General features: G+C 53.6%; 15 protein-coding genes. 6 read left to right on the top strand and 9 right to left on the bottom strand.

Annotated elements, in window-relative coordinates; translation table 11 throughout:
• Positions 1–81: 81 nt before the first annotated feature.
• The gene (locus KVT34_RS20545; protein ID WP_217560703.1) at positions 82–1,845 is read right to left on the bottom strand and encodes a methyl-accepting chemotaxis protein; all 1,764 of its coding nucleotides are present in this window, start codon (positions 1,843–1,845) and stop codon (positions 82–84) included.
• Positions 1,846–2,101: 256 nt separating this feature from the next.
• On the opposite strand from KVT34_RS20545, the gene KVT34_RS20540 reads away from it, so the two are divergent.
• The 5 genes from KVT34_RS20540 to KVT34_RS20520 all read left to right on the top strand — a co-directional run bounded on the left by KVT34_RS20540 (position 2,102) and on the right by KVT34_RS20520 (position 6,079).
• A complete protein-coding gene (locus tag KVT34_RS20540; RefSeq protein WP_217560702.1) occupies positions 2,102–3,256 on the top strand; it encodes a YhgE/Pip domain-containing protein in 1,155 nt (384 codons plus the stop codon).
• Positions 3,257–3,341: 85 nt separating this feature from the next.
• Positions 3,342–3,872 carry a PadR family transcriptional regulator gene (locus KVT34_RS20535; protein ID WP_217560700.1) on the top strand — a complete coding sequence of 177 codons (531 nt, stop codon included), beginning with the start codon at positions 3,342–3,344 and terminating at the stop codon, positions 3,870–3,872.
• 182 nt (positions 3,873–4,054) lie between these two features.
• Entirely contained in the window at positions 4,055–5,269 is a 1,215-nt protein-coding gene (gene yedE, locus KVT34_RS20530; protein WP_217560699.1) for a selenium metabolism membrane protein YedE/FdhT, read from the top strand.
• On the top strand, positions 5,259–5,486 hold the full coding sequence (gene yedF, locus KVT34_RS20525) for a sulfurtransferase-like selenium metabolism protein YedF (RefSeq protein WP_009675875.1): 228 nt from the start codon (positions 5,259–5,261) through the stop codon (positions 5,484–5,486). Before yedE ends, yedF begins: the two co-directional genes overlap by 11 nt.
• Positions 5,487–5,803: 317 nt before the next feature.
• Positions 5,804–6,079 carry a hypothetical protein gene (locus KVT34_RS20520; protein ID WP_254635032.1) on the top strand — a complete coding sequence of 92 codons (276 nt, stop codon included), beginning with the start codon at positions 5,804–5,806 and terminating at the stop codon, positions 6,077–6,079.
• Positions 6,080–6,266: 187 nt separating this feature from the next.
• Here the strand turns inward: KVT34_RS20520 and KVT34_RS20515 are convergent, their stop codons facing one another.
• From KVT34_RS20515 to KVT34_RS20505, 3 genes are all read right to left on the bottom strand, one after another.
• Positions 6,267–7,280: an NADP-dependent oxidoreductase gene (locus tag KVT34_RS20515; protein WP_217560879.1), complete on the bottom strand. Its 1,014-nt coding sequence runs from the start codon at positions 7,278–7,280 to the stop codon at positions 6,267–6,269.
• 174 nt (positions 7,281–7,454) lie between these two features.
• Entirely contained in the window at positions 7,455–7,748 is a 294-nt protein-coding gene (locus KVT34_RS20510; protein WP_217560698.1) for an ArsR/SmtB family transcription factor, read from the bottom strand.
• 31 nt (positions 7,749–7,779) lie between these two features.
• Complete coding sequence (locus KVT34_RS20505) at positions 7,780–8,181, bottom strand: winged helix-turn-helix transcriptional regulator (RefSeq protein WP_217560697.1); 402 nt, start codon at positions 8,179–8,181, stop codon at positions 7,780–7,782.
• Positions 8,182–8,379: 198 nt separating this feature from the next.
• Between KVT34_RS20505 and KVT34_RS20500 the strand changes: the two genes are divergently transcribed.
• Positions 8,380–9,582, top strand: coding sequence for an MFS transporter (locus KVT34_RS20500; RefSeq protein ID WP_217560696.1), 1,203 nt, complete (start codon positions 8,380–8,382; stop codon positions 9,580–9,582).
• Positions 9,583–9,686: 104 nt separating this feature from the next.
• Here the strand turns inward: KVT34_RS20500 and KVT34_RS20495 are convergent, their stop codons facing one another.
• From KVT34_RS20495 to wsfD, 5 genes are read right to left on the bottom strand one after another with little or no spacing between them, the layout of a single operon-like run.
• Entirely contained in the window at positions 9,687–10,541 is an 855-nt protein-coding gene (locus KVT34_RS20495; protein WP_217560695.1) for a diguanylate cyclase domain-containing protein, read from the bottom strand.
• A complete protein-coding gene (locus KVT34_RS20490; RefSeq protein ID WP_217560694.1) occupies positions 10,531–12,621 on the bottom strand; it encodes a cellulose biosynthesis cyclic di-GMP-binding regulatory protein BcsB in 2,091 nt (696 codons plus the stop codon). The genes KVT34_RS20495 and KVT34_RS20490 overlap by 11 nt, the downstream gene beginning before the upstream one ends.
• 44 nt (positions 12,622–12,665) lie before the next feature.
• Positions 12,666–13,919: a glycosyltransferase family 2 protein gene (locus tag KVT34_RS20485; protein WP_217560692.1), complete on the bottom strand. Its 1,254-nt coding sequence runs from the start codon at positions 13,917–13,919 to the stop codon at positions 12,666–12,668.
• 10 nt (positions 13,920–13,929) lie between these two features.
• Complete coding sequence (locus KVT34_RS20480; RefSeq protein WP_217560691.1) at positions 13,930–15,480, bottom strand: hypothetical protein; 1,551 nt, start codon at positions 15,478–15,480, stop codon at positions 13,930–13,932.
• Positions 15,458–17,020 carry a glycan biosynthesis hexose transferase WsfD gene (gene wsfD / locus KVT34_RS20475; RefSeq protein WP_217560690.1) on the bottom strand — a complete coding sequence of 521 codons (1,563 nt, stop codon included), beginning with the start codon at positions 17,018–17,020 and terminating at the stop codon, positions 15,458–15,460. Before wsfD ends, KVT34_RS20480 begins: the two co-directional genes overlap by 23 nt.
• Positions 17,021–17,040 lie beyond the last annotated feature (20 nt).

Below are 17,040 nucleotides of genomic sequence, written 5' to 3'. Positions count from 1 at the left end.
GCCCATACGCCAAAAAGCCGCCGGCGCCGGAGTTTCCTCCGAGGCTGACGGCTGTTCTTATTGAGGGCAGGCCGGAACGCTTTAGGAAGCCGATGCGGCCAGCTCCCCGTGTCCTCGGTAATGAACGTTCGGCTGGTTTGCCGCCCCCGGTTCATCGCCCTCGAATTTGAATTTCTGAATCTCATCCTGCAGCTCCTTCGCCATGTGGCTGAGCGCGTCGGAAGACGCGGAGATCTCCTCCATGGAGGCGAGCTGCTCCTCACAGACAGCCGCTACGCTCTGAGAATGGCCGGAAATATCCGCAGACAAGCCGGCGAGCTGTTCTTCCGCCTTAAGCAGCTGCTCCATAACGGCCGACAGCTCTTCGGTTGCGGCCGAGACTTCCTGCACCTGGCCGGTTACGGCCCCGATCGCTTGGTAGATGCCGTTGAACGCTTCCCCGGTGCGGTTCATAACGCGCGTTCCGGCCTCCACCTCCGCGGAACCTCGGTTCATGGCGGTCACCGATTGGGCAACCGTCTGCACCATCCGCTGAATCCCCTTCGCGATTTGCTCCGAAGCTTCCCCCGTTTGCTCCGCCAGCTTCTTTACTTCTCCCGCCACCACGGCGAACCCTTTGCCATGCTCCCCCGCCCTTGCGGCTTCGATGCTCGCATTAAGCGACAAGAGGTTCGTCTGGCGGGCGATATCCTGGATGAAGGCCGTGATCTTCTCAATGTTTCTGGACTGCTCGCCCAGGTCATGAATAACCTCGGCGGATTGTTCTATCGTGGTCCGGATCTGCCGCATCTGGTCCACGGTTTCCCCGAGCAGCTTTCTACCCTCTTCCGCCTGAAGCGCCGCTTGTTCCGATGACTCCACCGTGATCGAAGCGGACTCCGCAATGCGCTGGATACTTTGAGCGCTCTCCTCAATCGCCTGCTTGTTTTCACGCAGCTGGTTCACCTGCCGGTCGGCCGTCCCGGAAATATCCTGCATCGATTCGGCCACCTGTTGCGCGCCCGTGACCGCCTGTTCGGAGCCGTCCGACAGCTCCTTGGAAGCGGCGGCCACTTCAACGGCATTCCGGTTGATTTTGGCGAGCAGCGTCCTCAGATTCGCTTTCATTTCATTAAAAGCCCCCGCCATTTGGCCGATTTCGTCTTTCTGCCTCAGCCGCACATCGTCGCCCGTCAAATCGCCCTCCGCGATCCGCTTGGCCGCCTGGGCCACCAGCGTTACAGGGCGTGCGATCATCCGAGTAATCACATAGGCGAGCACGATTCCCGCGACAAGCGCCGTAAGAAGCGTGACCCGCAGAAGCATCTTGACGTCACTTACCTTGTGCGAAATCTCCTGAACGGACTGGTTCAACTGCGACTGCTGAAAGTCCTCCAGCTCCGCAGCCGTATCCGCCAGCTGGCGGGCCATGGGCACGCACTTTTCTTCTACCAGCCGGGTGTAATTCCGGATATCCTCCACTTTTTTGTAGGCCGCTATTTCGTCCACGATACCCGCATACTGTTCTTCCAGACTGCTTAACCGGGCGGCCAATTCTTTGGACTTGTCCTGGTGTATATTAGCCTGCAGCTTGCTCATTTCCGCTTTGAACGTCTGTCTGTCCTGCTCATAGCTTTTAAAATGTTCTTCATTGCCCGTCAGGAGGTAACCCCGCACGTTTTTGGTTTCTTCGGCCGCGGTTGTTCCCAAGTCCTTGATAAGCAGAATTTTCTCTACCCGGTCGTTAATGAGACTCTGATAAACCTTGTTTACCGAGGTAAGCTGGTAGAGCCCGATAGCCCCGACCGTGAGAGTGAGCAGCAATACCGCTGCAAAGCTGAGCGCAAGCTTCTGTTTAAACTTCATAAGGTTCCTCTTTTTTATGTAGTATTTAGGTCTTAATTCCTATTAAACCTTAATTTCAGGATTTAAAACATGATGTTTTCGACTTTTTTCGATAAAGTTTTCGTAAAATTTAAGTCTTCTGACTTAGTTTCATGTTTAAGACCCGTTCATCATTTATTCATTTGACAAGCTGGCCCACCAAGCGTAGAATTACAAAAATAAATTACTCTAATTAGAGTACTTTAGATAGAATATATTTCTCTAGGAGTGAAATCACGTGAACGGATTTTTAAATTTTATGAAAAGCAAAGCCGTGATCGGCGGGTTAACAATGATCCTGTTTTACCAGGTCGCGTTTATCGCCATTTTTATGTCCGGATACAGCGCGATTCCCAAAAATATCGACGAACTTAAGGTCGCGATCGTCAACGAAGATACGCAGGCCGGCAAGGAAATCGCCGCCAGCTTGCAGAAAGAGCTGCCTTTCCGCGTCACGACGGGCGCTTCTCTGGAGCAGGCCCGGGAGGAGCTAAACGACCGTGACGTTCATATGGTTATCCATATCCCCGCGAACTTTACGGAGAAGCTATCCCAGCAGAACCAGAAAGCTCCCATAGATTTTATGATCAACCAGTCCAACCCGGCGACGGTTACCAGTACGATGCAGTCGGTCGTTGCGCAAATTACCGGCAGCCTGAACGAGCAGTTCGCCGTCCAAAGCGCCCAGGGCATTTTGCAAAACTTGAATATGCCCGAAGAGCAGGCCAAGCAGCTCGCGGCCGAGATCCCGGCGAAGCTTGCGCCGAACACGATCAATATCAATAAAGTGCCTGCGGGGATGCATAACCAGATGGCGCCTTTCTTCCTGGCCATGGTCAGTTATGTGGGAGCCATGATTTTTTCCATGATGGTTACGGGCGCAACCCGGGCCTATACCCCTATCCTCGGCCGCGCCAAGGCTTTCTGGTACGCGCAGGGAGTAAACGCGCTTGTCGCCTTCTTCTCTCCGCTGATCGGCCTGACGATTTACTTCCTGATTCAAGGCGGTTACGAGGCCAGCGTCTTCCTTCAAGTATGGCTCGTTCATGCGCTGGAGCTGTTCGCGGCGATCGAATTTATGTCTATTTTCTGCTACCTGCTCAAAGACGCCGCGATATTCGCGAACCTGACGCTTATGCTGTTCCAGACCATCAGCAGCGGCGCCGTCATGACGCAGGATATGATGCCGGCTCTGTTCAGATGGATAAGCCACATCTCCATCATGTACTACACCGTCCAAACCGATTTCAGCCTGCTTTTCGGCGGAGGCAAGATCGGGGAAAACCTCCTCGGACTCGCCGGTATGGCCATAGCGTCGCTTGTGGTCGGACAGTTGGCCTATCTGTTCGTTTCTACCGGATTTAAGAAAAAAGCGCTGGCGGATGCTTCTTGAGCTCTCTTCGTGTAAAATAAGAAAAGTCTGCGGGCCCGATGGCCCCCGGCTTTTCACCATGATAGTTCAAAGGGGAGACTTTCCGATGTCACTGCAGATTTTTATTCTGGGAATCTTATGCGAAGGCAACCACCACCCTTACGATATAAAGAAAATGTTCAAAAAGAACAACATGGAAGACGTCCATAAGATCAGCGACGGAACCCTCTACTACAATTTTGATGTCCTGTTAAAAAAGGGATGCATCGAAAAGCGGGAAGTCATCCGCGACGATAACCGCCCGGAGAAAACGACCTACGGAATCACCCCGAAAGGCCGCGAGTTTCTGGAACAGGAAATCTACGCGAGCTTCCGGAATTTCACCGGAGTCGAATCGCTCTACTCGCCTACCCTGTTTCTGAAGCATGCCGACAAAAACAAGCTCGTTTTTCTGATCGAGGAAGTCATGGACAAGCTGAGGAACAGAACCGAGCAGCAGAATCAGGAATGGGATACCTTCAAGGATAAAACGCCGCCGAGCGTTCATCTCATTCAGGAGTATGTCCAGAGCCGGATGAAGCTGGAGTCGGAGTGGCTGGAGAAGCTGCTTGCCTTCGTTAAAGACGGAAGCGAATAACGGGTTCCCCTCATGGAACGGATAAAGTCACAAATCGGATCAGGCGCAAAAGAAACTTTTGCCCTGATTTTTTGTTTTTTACGGAATTTTTTATAAAGCGGGATTCCCCTATTGTTCCGGAGGTTGTAGTAGAATGAAGAATAGATAAAATTGACTACTCAGAGTAAGGGGCTAGAAGAAGTATGCAGGGGACCGTCAAAAAAATTTTTACTCATTACTGGAGTCCTTATATCGCCATGGGTTTGGCCGGCGTCTTAAGCGCTCTATACTTCGGCATTACAAAAACCGTCTGGGCGGTAACCGGGGAATTCACCCGTCTGGGCGGGCACATTCTCCAGCTCTTCGGCGTGGATGTGTCGGATTGGGCTTATTTCAAGCTGGTCGGCATGAATGGGACTACACTGACCCGTACCGACGGATGGATCGTCTGGGGGATGTTTATCGGCGCCCTCGTTATGATTCTGCTCAGCAACAATTTTAAAATCCGCATCCCGAAGCAAAAACGCCGGCTTGTGCAGGGCTTCGCCGGAGGGATTATCGCCGGGTTCGGCGCAAGGCTGGCCCTCGGATGCAACCTGGCCGCCTTCTTCACGGGCGTGCCGCAGTTCTCGCTGCACTCCTGGATCTTCATCGCGGCTACCGCGATCGGCACTTATCTCGGCGTGAAGGTCGTGAACACGGCCTGGTGGAAAGGCAAGCCCGTGCTGAGCAAGGGCAATACGGCCGCAGCCCCGTCAGCCGCGAAGAAACGGATCGTGCAGCCTTACGTGGGGGCTGCGATTGCCCTCGCTTACGCGGCGCTTATCGTTTATTTCTTCGCCGCGGGCAAAACCATGCTCGGCGCCGCCGCGATTTTCGGCGCAGCCTTCGGCATTCTGATCGAGCGCGGGCAGATCTGCTTCACCTCGGCGTTCCGGGATCTTTGGATCAGCGGCCGGGCCACCATGACCAAGGCCATTACCGCAGGCATGGCGATCAGCTCTGTGGCTACACTGATCATCATCCTCGTGTACGGGCTGGAGCCTATCACCAAAATTGCCGCACCCAGCACGCTTGTGGGCGGAATTTTGTTCGGCCTCGGCATCGTGCTTGCGGGAGGCTGCGAAACCGGTATGATGTACCGGCTGATGGAAGGCCAGGTCGTCTTTCTGCCGGTCTTTATCGGCAACATTATCGGAGCGACCGCACTGGCTTACGCTTGGGATCATCTCGGCGTCTTCAACCTGCTCGCGAAGAGCGGCTCGAAGATTAACCTGATCCCGCTGATGGGCCCTTACGGCGCCCTGTTCGCTACGCTTGCGCTGCTTGCGGCCGGATTTGCCGTGGCCGCTTATTGGCAGAAAAACTACCGGTTCGGAACCGGATTCAAGAAAGGGGACACCACACATGTCCGTTGATTACACACTCGATATCCGGGGCGAATCCTGCCCTTACCCCGTCATTTATACGCTGGAAACCCTTCGCGATATGAAAAAAGGGCAGCTACTGCAAGTGATTGCAGACTGCCCGGCCGCCTTCCGCAACGTACCGGAAGAAGTGGTGAAGCACGGCTACACGATGGCTCAGGAACCGGTCAGAGACGGACAGGAATTTACGCTGTATATTCGGGCGTAGAGAAGGTCTTTACCAAAGGAAAAAGCTATGATGAACCTTCCCTAACGGACGGCTGTAAACCATAAAAGCTCAAAAACCTCCGGAACCGCAGCTTGCGAGATGGAGGTTTTTCTTTATCCGTCTGCACTACGCCTTGCGCTTCAGAATACTTTAATGCCCTATTTTTCGTAATTTGCATTCGCTTATTTCATAAGACTAATCCCTGCAATTTGTGTTAAAATGAAATGGGATAAAAAGGTTTATTTTGATAATTTTAAATTTTTTCATACTCAAATGAGGGAAAAATATTGACTACTAAAAAGAGGACCTTCGGAGCGTTGTCAACCATCATTAGTCTTGTAGGAGCATTGATGCTTATTATTAGTTACTCAGTTTCAACTAATCCTACTTCCACTGAAGTGACTATAATTAAAACATTATTTTTTTCAGCACTAGGTTCTTTAATTATTAGCATTATTTTAGGCTTTATAGGAATTTTAACAGGTGAGAGTGGATTCTTAAAATTCACTGGGATCTTACTTGTTTTTCTTATCGTTGCAGGATTAATAGTGGTTTTTTTTACTATGACTTTTTTAGGATTTAGAGAAGCCTAAGTCATTTCATGTCCGCTGTCGTATGACCAATTCCACGTACACTGACATCTCTGAACGCTTGCTTTTTCCCGTTTAACGAAAAAGAGGAGGACACCAGGTCCCCCGCCATCCGCCACTTAATCTTTATTTCATGCAGCTTGTTGGTAAGCTCAGCTTCCATCTCGCTGCGCGACCGCAAGATCCTCGGTCACTCTCCGTCCGCCTCGCTTACTTTTACAAGCATTTTCCCCAGATTGGTTCCTTTAAAAAGCTCCAGGAACGCTTTAGGAACGTTGTCGAAGCCTTCCACAATCGTTTCTTCGTACTTCAACTTCCCTTCGGACAGCCATTTGCCCAAATCGGCCCCGGCTTCATGAAAACGGGAAGCATAATCGCTCAGAACGAAGCCCTGGATCAGAGAGCGGGTCTTGATCAGTTGAGGCTGAATCCGGGGACCCAGGTCGCCGTCCGTGCTGTTATAGGAGGAAATGGCGCCGCAAAGCGGGATGCGCGCATGGTCGTTCAGTTGTTTCATCACGGCGTCCGAAATTCGTCCGCCCACATTGTCGTAGTAAACGTCAACTCCGTCCGGACAAGCTTTCGCGATCGCTTCATCCAGATCATCCGCCGTTTTATAGTTAATCGCGGCATCAAAGCCGAGCTCTTTCTCCAGGTAGGCGGTTTTCTCGTCCGACCCCGCGATACCGACGACGCGCGTTCCCTTCAGCTTCGCGATCTGTCCGACCATCATGCCCACCGCTCCGGCCGCGCCGGACACGACGACGGTCTCGCCTTCTTTCGGCTTGCCGATATCCAGCAGACCGAAGTAGGCCGTCATTCCCGTTAGTCCGAGTACGCTCAAATAAGCGGACAGCGGGGCCAGGTTTTCGTCCACTTTGCGGACGGAGGAAGCATCTACCGTGTTGTAAAGCTGCCATTCGAGCATCCCCAGCACTTTGTCCCCTGTTTCAAATTGCTCCGAACGGGACGATACGACCTCTCCGACAATCCCGCCGCTGATCGGCTCGTTCAGCTTGTATGGCGGCACGTAAGATTTGGATTCGTTCATCCTGCCTCTCATATACGGGTCAACGGACAAGTACAGCGAACGCACGACCACCTGGCCTTCGGCAGGATCGGATACGGGAACTTCCCTGAATTCGAAATGATCTACGGTCGGCATACCCTCAGGACGCGAACGGAGTAAGATCTGTTTGTTCATCGGCACATGAATTCACTCATTTCTCGTTGGTTTTATTGAACAATGGTTAATAAAAAATAAAGCTACCGGACAAACTAGCTGCATCAAAGCGGGCGTGATCTGTTTTTTACCCTATTTTGATAGTTTTAAAACTATAAAACTATTGGCCTGAAAAACACAGGCTTCCCGACAAGTTTACAAACTGTCCAAGAAACCCGGCAAAAATCGATGAAACACGTCTCTACGCAGTTCGCTCGTTTTATTCTGGCCGCTGCGGCTCACTTTTATGAGGCCGGCTTCATACAAAATCTTTAGAAGGTATGATATGTTCGATTTGTCCATGCCTATGGACTCGCCAATTTCCCCGCACGTATTGCTGCGGTCATGACGATGAAGGTACCGGATCATCTCGATTCGCTTCACTTCGGCCAGCGCCTTAAAAATCTTGACCCGCTGCTCGTCTTCCACAGTTAATTGTTGGATAGTCATTGAACTATTTTAAAATCTCTCCTACGTTATGTCAACTTACTGGCGACTCTTCTTCCTTGGCAAAGCTTTTCTCGTTCAAAAAACTGTCTTCCAGAACGGCTGACTTGTCCCCGTATACTTTAACGATGTGGTTCTCGCCCCAGGCGCATAAAGAATCGAGGATAGTTTTCAACCCCCACCCGTATTCACTAAGCTCGTAATCCACGCGAGGCGGAATTTCCTGGTGGATCGTTCTTTTGATAACTCCGTCTTCCTCCAGCTCCCGCAGCTGCTGGGTGAGCATTTTTTGCGTAATCGCCGGCATAAGACGCTTCAGCTCGCTGGTGCGCCTTTTTCCGTGCGTCAGGTGGCATAGAATCACACACTTCCATTTTCCCCCGATAATCTCCAAAGTCGCCTCAACCGGTATGTTGTATTTCTTCTTTGTTGTCATGTTTCAGCCTCCATTTTATAGGTTTCCCCAAAGATACTACATTACTCCCAAGTACCTATGATACTTAAAAGTACGTTCTTTTCATGCAGGTCTCTATCCCCCATAATAGCATTCACCGGCCGGTATGCACCACACCGATCGTCCAAATAACAGACTTCCAGTTATACCCGGAATTCTGAACCGATAGGAGAGAGAACCATGACTGCCGATTCACCAAAAAGCACACTTGCTCTACTGGCACTGGCCATTAGCGCATTTGCTATAGGCACCACCGAGTTTATCAGCGTAGGGCTGCTGCCTCTGATTGCGGAGGACTTGCAGACCTCCTTGACGACAGCGGGACTTACAGTTTCCATGTATGCGCTCGGAATCACGCTCGGCGCCCCGATCCTGACGTCCCTGACCTCCACGATGACGCGGAAAACGCTGCTCCTGTGGATTATGGTCGTCTTCATCATCGGCAACAGCCTGGCGGCCGGAGCGACGACCATAGGCGTCCTGCTTGCCGCCCGCATTGTTTCTTCGCTGGCCCACGGGGTCTTCATGTCCATCGGCTCGACCATCGCGGCCGATCTCGTGCCCGAACACCGCCGCGCCAGCGCGATCTCCATTATGTTCACGGGACTGACCGTGGCGACCATTACCGGCGTGCCGATCGGTACCTTCATCGGCCAGCAGTGGGGATGGCGGCTCGCTTTTGCGGCCATCGTCGTTGTGGGCGTCGTCGCCTTCATCGCGAACAGCGTGCTCATCCCTTCCACCCTGCCGAAGGGAGTCCGCACCACGTTCCGCGATCAGCTCAAGCTCGTGACGAACGGCAGACTGCTCCTGATGTTCGTCATTACGGCGCTGGGCTACGGCGGCACCTTCGTCGTGTTCACGTTCCTGTCTCCGCTGCTGCATACGGTCACGGGGTTCGGAGAGAATACCGTCACGCTGCTCCTCCTCGTTTACGGGGTAGCCATTGCCGTGGGCAACGTGATCGGCGGCAAAGCCGCGAACCGCAAGCCTCTGCCCGCTCTGCTGGTCATGTTCCTTCTCCAGGCGGTCGTCCTGTTCACGCTTGCTTTGACGGCTCCTTACAAGGCAGCCGGACTGATTACCGTCATACTGATGGGGTTGTTCGCCTTTATGAACGTGGCCGGGCTCCAAGTCTTCGTCCTGACGCTCGCCAAACGCTATGTTCCCGCAGCGGTTGATGTCGCATCCGCGATCAATATCGCGGCGTTCAATGCCGGGATCGCCATCGGCGCTTACCTGGGCGGTATCGTCACCGAACACATGGGCTTGATCCATACCACCTGGGTGGGCGGCATCATGGTGATGGCCGCAGTTCTTCTGACCGGCTGGAGCCTGCTTCTTGAAGGCAGGAATGCCGCCCAAGCTAAAGCGGCAAGTTAACCGACGGTAAGAATCATTTTTCCTCGGGAGCCTGGTTCCATACACAAAAACCGGTACGCTGAGCCATTCAGCATACCGGTTTTTTTTCATGCAACTAAAAGCGCCTAAACGTCATATTCCAGCTGTTTCTTAGCCTGAACGATAAAGTCGATCGGTGATTGGATCGTCTCCGCCTGGTACTGGATCGCCCCCATTTTCAAACTGAGGTCGACCTTGTATTTCTGGGCAAATTCCCGGGTGTTGAACTCTTCCAGACTCTGCTTGATCCGTTCCATCACGACTTTGACCCCGTCACGGTCAGTGAACAGCAGCAGCCCCCATGTGGCGTCTTCCTTGTCCAGCAAGTACAGGGCATCGTTGGTACGGATGCTGGCTTGGCTGATCTTGGAGACGTCGATAATGGCTTCCGCAAGCTGTTCCTCGCCGATGAGCGGGCGAATCTCGTTCCAATACTTCACCTTGATGACGAGCAGCGTCAACGGAATGTTATACCGGGTCGATATTCCCGCGAACACATTCGCATCCTTCCGGAACGCGATGCTGTTCTTGAGGTCCGTCCGTTCGTCCAGCGTCGCCAGCCGGGCCTTCTGCTTCTGCAGATCGTCGTTCTCGGCCTGGAGCTGCCTCGTCGCCGTCGTGAAGAGCCAGATGACCACCGTCAGGACCGGCGTCATGATCAGCCAGAAGTAAGTCGATACGCCAATGGTCTCTCCGCGGGTTACGGTCTCGTACAGAATGTAGGTCCCGTACCCGAAAATGAACACGATGTTCAGGATGAGCCCGGCTGTAACCGTGGTGAAGTAAGTGACTACCACAAAGAAGAAAGCGAGATTGAGGAAAATCAGATTTTCCACGTACTTGTTCGGGTCCCCGGCAGTGAAAGCGACGCAGACGTTGCACAACACCAGCAGCACCAGGAAAGCGATATCGGATAGAAGCGAACTACGATTAACTTTCATCGCGGCCACCTCTCTTCTTCAAGTGTTTGCGGATCAACAGGATCAGCGAGAGAATCGCAAGTGCGGCGACCAGCACGAAAGCGACCAGGAAGCCAAGAACGTCGCCGCGCTGCAGCACGTCCTTCACCAGGGATTGGTCTCCCTCGCCCGTTTCTTTCTTAAACCGGTAGGCGCTGACGCTGCCGTCCTTATCGGTGAAGACGCCGTCGCCGTATACTTTCCACTTGGCGTCCTCATTAGCGATCAGCTTGGAAGCCAGGTAATAGTTTTCGGCACGGGCTCCCGTAACGGCCAGAAAGCCGTTGCCCGCCTGGAAAGGCGAGGCCAGAAGCTGGAGCGTGCCCAGCCGTTTTCCGTACTCGGTTTCAATGCTTATTTTTTCGTTGGACAGAAGGCCTTCGCCCTTGGGATCGTACTTGAAGTATAAATTCTTATTGTTTTCCTGAATGAGCTTGTTGTCGATGAACGTACCGATGGCGATAATGTTGGAATCTTTCAGCTCGTCCGAGCCCGCCGTATCTTTATAAAAACGGACGTCCCCGGTGTTGCCGCTGGCATATTGGCCCAGCAGGTTGAACACATTCGAGACGGAACGGTACGTGTAGTCATCCTTCGCTTCGGGAAGCACGACCGCTACGCGGTTGTACACGCCGTCACGCAGGAACGGATACGGATAGTTGTTGAACAGCATATCCGTCCGGTCCTTCGTTTTGAAATTGATCATGGAGTCCTTCGTAAGGAAGGCCCATGGCGTCTGATTACCGTTCTGCGTACAGGCGGCACTGATCATCTGCAGGTCAAAAGCGACCGTCACGGAGAAATTGCCGGATACCGCGGCGTTGGACGGAATCGCGAAAACGGCCTTGTCTCCGTTAGCCATTTCCTTCGTCAGCTTCTTGCTGCCGATCGGAATGTTGTTAATGGAAACCGTCACCAGAGAACGGTTGAAGTCGAGATTCTGGGCATACCGGAAATCGAGAGTGATCTGACCGGCATCCGCGATGGACCGGTTGGTCGGCAGGGATACGAAATAGGACTTCTCCCGGTGACCCGGCCCTCTCACTTCGTCGCCCGTCTCGGTAAACGTCACCTGGGTGCTGTAAGCAACGGGAGGCGTCGTTACATCGGTGCTCTCCTCCACGATTTTCAGGTCGCTGTCCGTCTGTTCCATCAGGGACGGATTGGCGACGAAACGGCCGGCCTGAACGAGCAGCTTCGGATTCTGGGAGGTCACGACTAGCGTCGGCTGCGTGTCCTTGTTCACCAGCTGGATGACGGCCTTCGTGCTGTAATCCTGCTTGCTCAGCAGCCCCTTGATTCCTTCCGGAAGCCGGTCATACAGCCCGACGAGGACAACCGCCTGCTTGTTCCCCAGCACATCGGCCCGGTAAGGCAGCAGCGGAATATCCTTATCCGCGTTTTTCTTGGCCTTGACGAAGCCGGAGAGCGCGTATACGGCCGCCTCCAGTTCGGCGGAGTCGCCGTTATCCGGTACCGTCAGGACGCTCTGTCCGGCGCCGACCGTATCCAGTCCCGCGAAACGGTGACTGAAATCGTTGATGGCCGCTTTCAACTCGGCGTTCGTGTAGGCCACATCGATGCTCGATGTCGTAAACAGGCTGAGCCAGTGGTCGGGTGCATCGTCCGGCGCGCATATCTCGTTATCGACCGTACGGATGTAGCCGGTTATCTCCAGCATGTTGCTGCCCTTCTTGAGCCATTCCTTAGGCACGGATACCGACAACCGCTGGCGCCCATTATCGGCGGCCACGGGGCGGAAGGAATGAAACGCATGACCGTTTACGGATAAAGTGACACTGGATATCAGTTCTTTAGCAAGCTGCGTGGCCTGATAATCCAGATTGATTTTGACCGTGTCCACGTTCCAGTAGTCCATCAGCTCGAAATACTTCTGTTTGGAGCTTACGGCACCCGACAAGGATGATTCGCTTTCGGTGAACGCGGTCTGATAAGTGCGTGCTTCCCCGTTCGCGGGAGCAGCAGCGGCGACCTGGCCGAACTGCACCGCGAATATCGATAAGAGGCAGATGAACACCAGCCATTTTTTCATAGTCATCATGAAATTCTCCTGTACTCGATTTTTCGTTGATCTTCCTAAGCGCCTTAATAGCGTTCGGTTTTATACCATTTTACTTCCCGGCCGAAAAGTTGATCCTTGAAATAGTTATAAAGGCCGTAAGCGGCGACCGCCATCCACATCTGGCAATAGGATACGTACATGAGCATGATGATCCAGATATTGGAGAGGTTCATCTCACCTTTTTCGGTGGTTAGCGTGACATAAGTGCCTACTACAAAGAGCGTGACCGCCAGCAGCCATAAAAACGTACTGAAGCTTGCGATGGTCGTATGTACATAACCCAGCGCATTGAGCACAAGCAGAACATCGGAGGTCACGAGCGCCGTCACCAGGAGGAAATAAATCGACAGCAGATAGAGAATATCGAACCGGATCCTCTTCGCTTCAGGGTGAAAGAGCAGCTTGCAGTTCTTCACGATCACGTAAATGTTGCCCTTGGCCCAGCGGGTCCGCTGTTTGAACCACACCTTGACGGTCTGCGGCTCCTGTTCCCACGTGACGGCCTTCGGCTGGAACTTGATCCGGTAGCCCATCATGTAGATCCGGAAGCTGATCTCGGTATCCTCGGCGATCGCCTTCACATCCCAGCCCCCGATGCTCTCCACGATATGCCGCCGCATAATGAAGTTGGTGCCGGGTATGGTGCACAGCTTGAACAGCTTCCACCTGCCGGCTTGTGCCATCCACTGGAACGACAGCGTCTCGATGTTAATGAAGCGCGTAAGCAGATTCACATCCCGGTTGCGGGTGCGGAACTTGCCGATGACGGCCCCCAGGGAAGCGTCGTTCGTGATTTCCGCCACCAGGTACCGCAGCGCTTTTCTTTCCGGCGTGTTGTCGGCGTCATAGATGGCGATCAGCTCGCCCTTGCTCTGCGCGAATCCCAGGTTGAGCGCATTGGATTTTCCCTTGCCCCCCGTTACGGAATCGGTATTGATAATGATGAGGTTGCGTCCGGGGTTCCTCGTCTGAATGCCCGCCAGCAGCTCCGCGCTGTTGTCCGAGGAATTATCGTTGATCACGATAACTTCATATCGGTCGTGCGGGTAATCGAACGCCAGCAGCGCTTCCACCGTCTGGCTGATCACCTTGCCTTCGTTGTGAGCCGGAACCATGATCGTGACGAAAGGCTCTTCCCCCGCCGGAATGTCCGGCACAGGCTCTCTCTCGGTTTGTACGTAATAGAAGTAGCCCGCGATAATGAGCAGAACATTGACAAGAAGAAGAGACCAGATGCACAAGACCGCTATCAACATCAGGTAGTCTGAGATAGTCATGGAGAGCTCCTTATTTCAAATATTTTTTGCGGTACAGACGATATCCGACCACGATCAAACCTCCGAAGACAACCAGGGACACCATAATAATGATGATAAAAATGCGGTTCTGAACGCTGAATGCCCCTGCCAAGCTCTGCTGCTGTTTCTTCTCGTATTCATAATCGGCACTGATTTTTTGGGGCGTGTATTCCGTATTGACCGGACTGCCGTTGATCGTAACGGTACCGCGGGACGAAGCGACGACGAGATCTCCCGCCTTCACCTCATGACTTCCGGATTTATAATCCGCGAACGGAATCCCGGAGGACCCCAGCGTTCCGACAGCCGCTTCCATCTCTTCTTTGCTCCCGAAAAAGTCATAAACGACGGCGGTATCCATCGGGAAAGCAGGGACCGACCGGTCCGCGGCGCCGAACTGCCGGAGGAAGCTCATCGGCATACTGTACGGAGCGGACGCGAAAGGCTTCGACGTATCGGACGGATCGAGGTACAGCGTCTTTACGTCCGGGAAAAGAACCGCGGAATCGAAGAAGCCGAGACCCGACTTCGCGTACTCCTTGTCGTACGCCCAGTACATCTCCGTGCCGACGCCGAGCGGAGCCACCCCGTTCTTCGCCAGAACGGCGATAAACCAGTTCATCTTCTCCCGCAGGGTCCCGCCTTCCCGGCTCACTCCGTCCAGGACGACCGGAGCGTTGACCAGAATGCTTCCGTTGCGGGTCTGCACGTATTTCAGCGCTTCTTCATACCGCTTCATAGCCGGGAAGTCGGTATTGCCGAATACGGGCCGGATACTGATCACAAAAGGAATACCCGCCCCGTACAGCCTATCCGCCGTCTCCTCCAGCAGATTCAGATCGGAGAAGGGGTAGATTTCTTTGAGGACCACATAGGCTTGGCCATTCTCCTCTATACCTAGCCACTTCTTCAACACGGAAGCCATGGCAAGCTCGCTCAAATTCCCTTTCTGAAAATAAGGGACATACGCCGTTCCGCCCGCCTCCGCGCTAAAGGGCGCCTTGCGCCCGCTTCCGCCGAGCGTAATCGTGCCGTACGTGCTTCCGCCCGTCTGCGTCAGCACTTCGATATCCCGGACGGGGATATCCGCCTGCGTCCGCTTGTCCGCGACAATCTGGGCGGTATCGTGGCTGACGGTCTCCGTTGCGGCGGAAAGCTTGTCGCGCGTTTGGGCCGGCAGTTGATACCCCACATGAAGGTAGGCTCCCGGATAAGCGGACAAATCGTCCAGATACGCCCGGTTGCTTATCCGGATATCTCCGTCGTTGACGACGGTAACGACGTTGGTGTAAGCCTGCATCGTTCCCTGCTTGTACCGGTCGATACTCGATACGGTCACCTGAGTGCGATAAGAAGCCAGGAGCTGCTGGAGCACGGTCACATTGCCTTCGCGCGGCGTCCCTTTGGCCAGGCTGTCGTAAAGCAGCAGCACCTTGACGGGCTGAGCCCCGGCTGCGGACGCGCGAGGCAAAGGAATCAGCAGCAGAACGAGCAGGAACAGAAGCGGCAGGCTGATTTTATAGGCTTGGATGCTGCGCATGCGCGTTCCCACCTTTCCCGGTTCCGGTGCGGATCTTATCCGCTTCATCTGGCGCGTACTCGTGATTGCGCATCAGGCGGCGGCTTAATCCGTCCGCAATCGCCATGAACGTGACGAGATCGAACGCGACCGTGAACAGAAATTCATGCTTCGCGAGGTCCGCGTCCCCCGCCCCGATGATCGAGACCAGAATGCCCGCCAAACCGATAAAAATCATCGTGACGATCAGAAGGAGACGCTGGGCAAGCCGAGGGTCGCGGGCCCGGAAAGCGGCGACAAACGAAGGCATGTACAGACCCACGATGACTACGATCCAGATCACGATGAACCCGTACGTTTTGGGCGACAAGCCTTTCTTCATCACACTGTAGCCGGAGAAGAAACCCGCATGCGTCCCGAACGGTTTCCCGGCGGAGGCTTCATAGTTCCCCATCGCCGTAGGCCGGATCGTAAAAGCGTCCTTGGCCGCCACATTCAGGATGGAATGCAGCTTATCCGGATGAGTGACATAGTAGGCCAGAATGGAAACGAACCCGTAGCGGCTGTAGAAATCTTTTTCCAGCATAGGTGAATTCACGTCCACGGTAGCGTAAGGCTCGTAAAAGATACTGCCTTTCAGGATCGCGTACTGCTTATCGATCTCGAACGATTTCAGCGTATCCTCGGGATTAGCGGTCTGCATCAGAACTCCCCGCGTCATGGCGTGATACTGGTTGATGTTCACGAATTCCTTGGAAATCATGGCGTAAGTCGCCACCCCCGATACGAACAGCAGCACCAGCGATCCCGCCGTAAGCAGCCGGAAGAGTTTCTCTTTGCGGACCCACAGGAGAACCACGGCCATGAAGGCGACGATTATACCGACCGGGGCGTTCTGCTGCTTGGACGTCGTCAGGATAAGCGTGCTTATTACGAACAGTGTCAGCAGCGCGTAATCGTTGTATCTTTTGCGGTACATAAGCAGCCAGGACGCGAAGACAAGCAGCATCATGACGTACACGATGCTTTCCCCGAAGAAGGAGCTGAAGTAGGCGGTGTACCCCGTGTCACCGAACATAAAAATAGCCAGGAGCGCAATAAGATAGCCGCGTTTCCTCGCTATTTTCCAAGTCAAAGCTTCCACCAGCAAATACACGGCAGCCGTCAGCAGCAGCGTAAAAAGCAGCGCTTGAAAGCGGATATCGAATACGACCGAGCTGAACAGAAGCTGGTTGAGCAGGAGCGCCGCTTTAATGAAGAGCGACTGGGATGACACTATGGTCGTGCCGTTTTCGTTAAAGTACTGGTAAATGCCGTACTGCTTGACGAAATAGCCGAAGCGCTGACTGTCGTAATCCGGCAGATTGAAATAAAGGCCTTCACTGTAGATGCTGCGGAAAAAGTCCCCGTTGTCGGCGACCCCGATATAAGGAGGAACAAACAAGGCGAAGCCGGTGATCAGCAGAACACCCAAAGCGGCCAGCAGAGCCGGAGAAACATAACGTCCCGCCAGCATAAAACCTAAACGGAGCCGCTCTTTGATAGATTTTTCCGTCGTCATCCGGATCACCTTCCTTAGTG

Origin of the sequence: Paenibacillus sp. GbtcB18, assembly GCF_019091125.1 — a bacterium.
Classification (GTDB): Bacteria; Bacillota; Bacilli; order Paenibacillales; family NBRC-103111; genus Paenibacillus_F; species Paenibacillus_F chitinolyticus.
The sequence above is the reverse complement of the archived record's forward strand: the minus strand, read 5'-3'. Positions and strand labels throughout refer to the sequence as shown.

What these genes read in the sequence shown, in the direction of transcription:
- KVT34_RS20545 (WP_217560703.1), bottom strand. Translation starts at nt 1,845, where the DNA reads ATGAAGTTTAAACAGAAGCTTGCGCTCAGCTTTGCAGCGGTATTGCTG.
- KVT34_RS20535 (WP_217560700.1), top strand. Translation starts at nt 3,342, where the DNA reads ATGTCACTGCAGATTTTTATTCTGGGAATCTTATGCGAAGGCAACCAC.
- yedE (WP_217560699.1), top strand. Translation starts at nt 4,055, where the DNA reads ATGCAGGGGACCGTCAAAAAAATTTTTACTCATTACTGGAGTCCTTAT.
- yedF (WP_009675875.1), top strand. Translation starts at nt 5,259, where the DNA reads ATGTCCGTTGATTACACACTCGATATCCGGGGCGAATCCTGCCCTTAC.
- KVT34_RS20515 (WP_217560879.1), bottom strand. Translation starts at nt 7,280, where the DNA reads ATGAACAAACAGATCTTACTCCGTTCGCGTCCTGAGGGTATGCCGACC.
- KVT34_RS20510 (WP_217560698.1), bottom strand. Translation starts at nt 7,748, where the DNA reads ATGACTATCCAACAATTAACTGTGGAAGACGAGCAGCGGGTCAAGATT.
- KVT34_RS20505 (WP_217560697.1), bottom strand. Translation starts at nt 8,181, where the DNA reads ATGACAACAAAGAAGAAATACAACATACCGGTTGAGGCGACTTTGGAG.
- KVT34_RS20500 (WP_217560696.1), top strand. Translation starts at nt 8,380, where the DNA reads ATGACTGCCGATTCACCAAAAAGCACACTTGCTCTACTGGCACTGGCC.
- KVT34_RS20495 (WP_217560695.1), bottom strand. Translation starts at nt 10,541, where the DNA reads ATGAAAGTTAATCGTAGTTCGCTTCTATCCGATATCGCTTTCCTGGTG.
- KVT34_RS20490 (WP_217560694.1), bottom strand. Translation starts at nt 12,621, where the DNA reads ATGATGACTATGAAAAAATGGCTGGTGTTCATCTGCCTCTTATCGATA.
- KVT34_RS20485 (WP_217560692.1), bottom strand. Translation starts at nt 13,919, where the DNA reads ATGACTATCTCAGACTACCTGATGTTGATAGCGGTCTTGTGCATCTGG.
- KVT34_RS20480 (WP_217560691.1), bottom strand. Translation starts at nt 15,480, where the DNA reads ATGCGCAGCATCCAAGCCTATAAAATCAGCCTGCCGCTTCTGTTCCTG.
- wsfD (WP_217560690.1), bottom strand. Translation starts at nt 17,020, where the DNA reads ATGACGACGGAAAAATCTATCAAAGAGCGGCTCCGTTTAGGTTTTATG.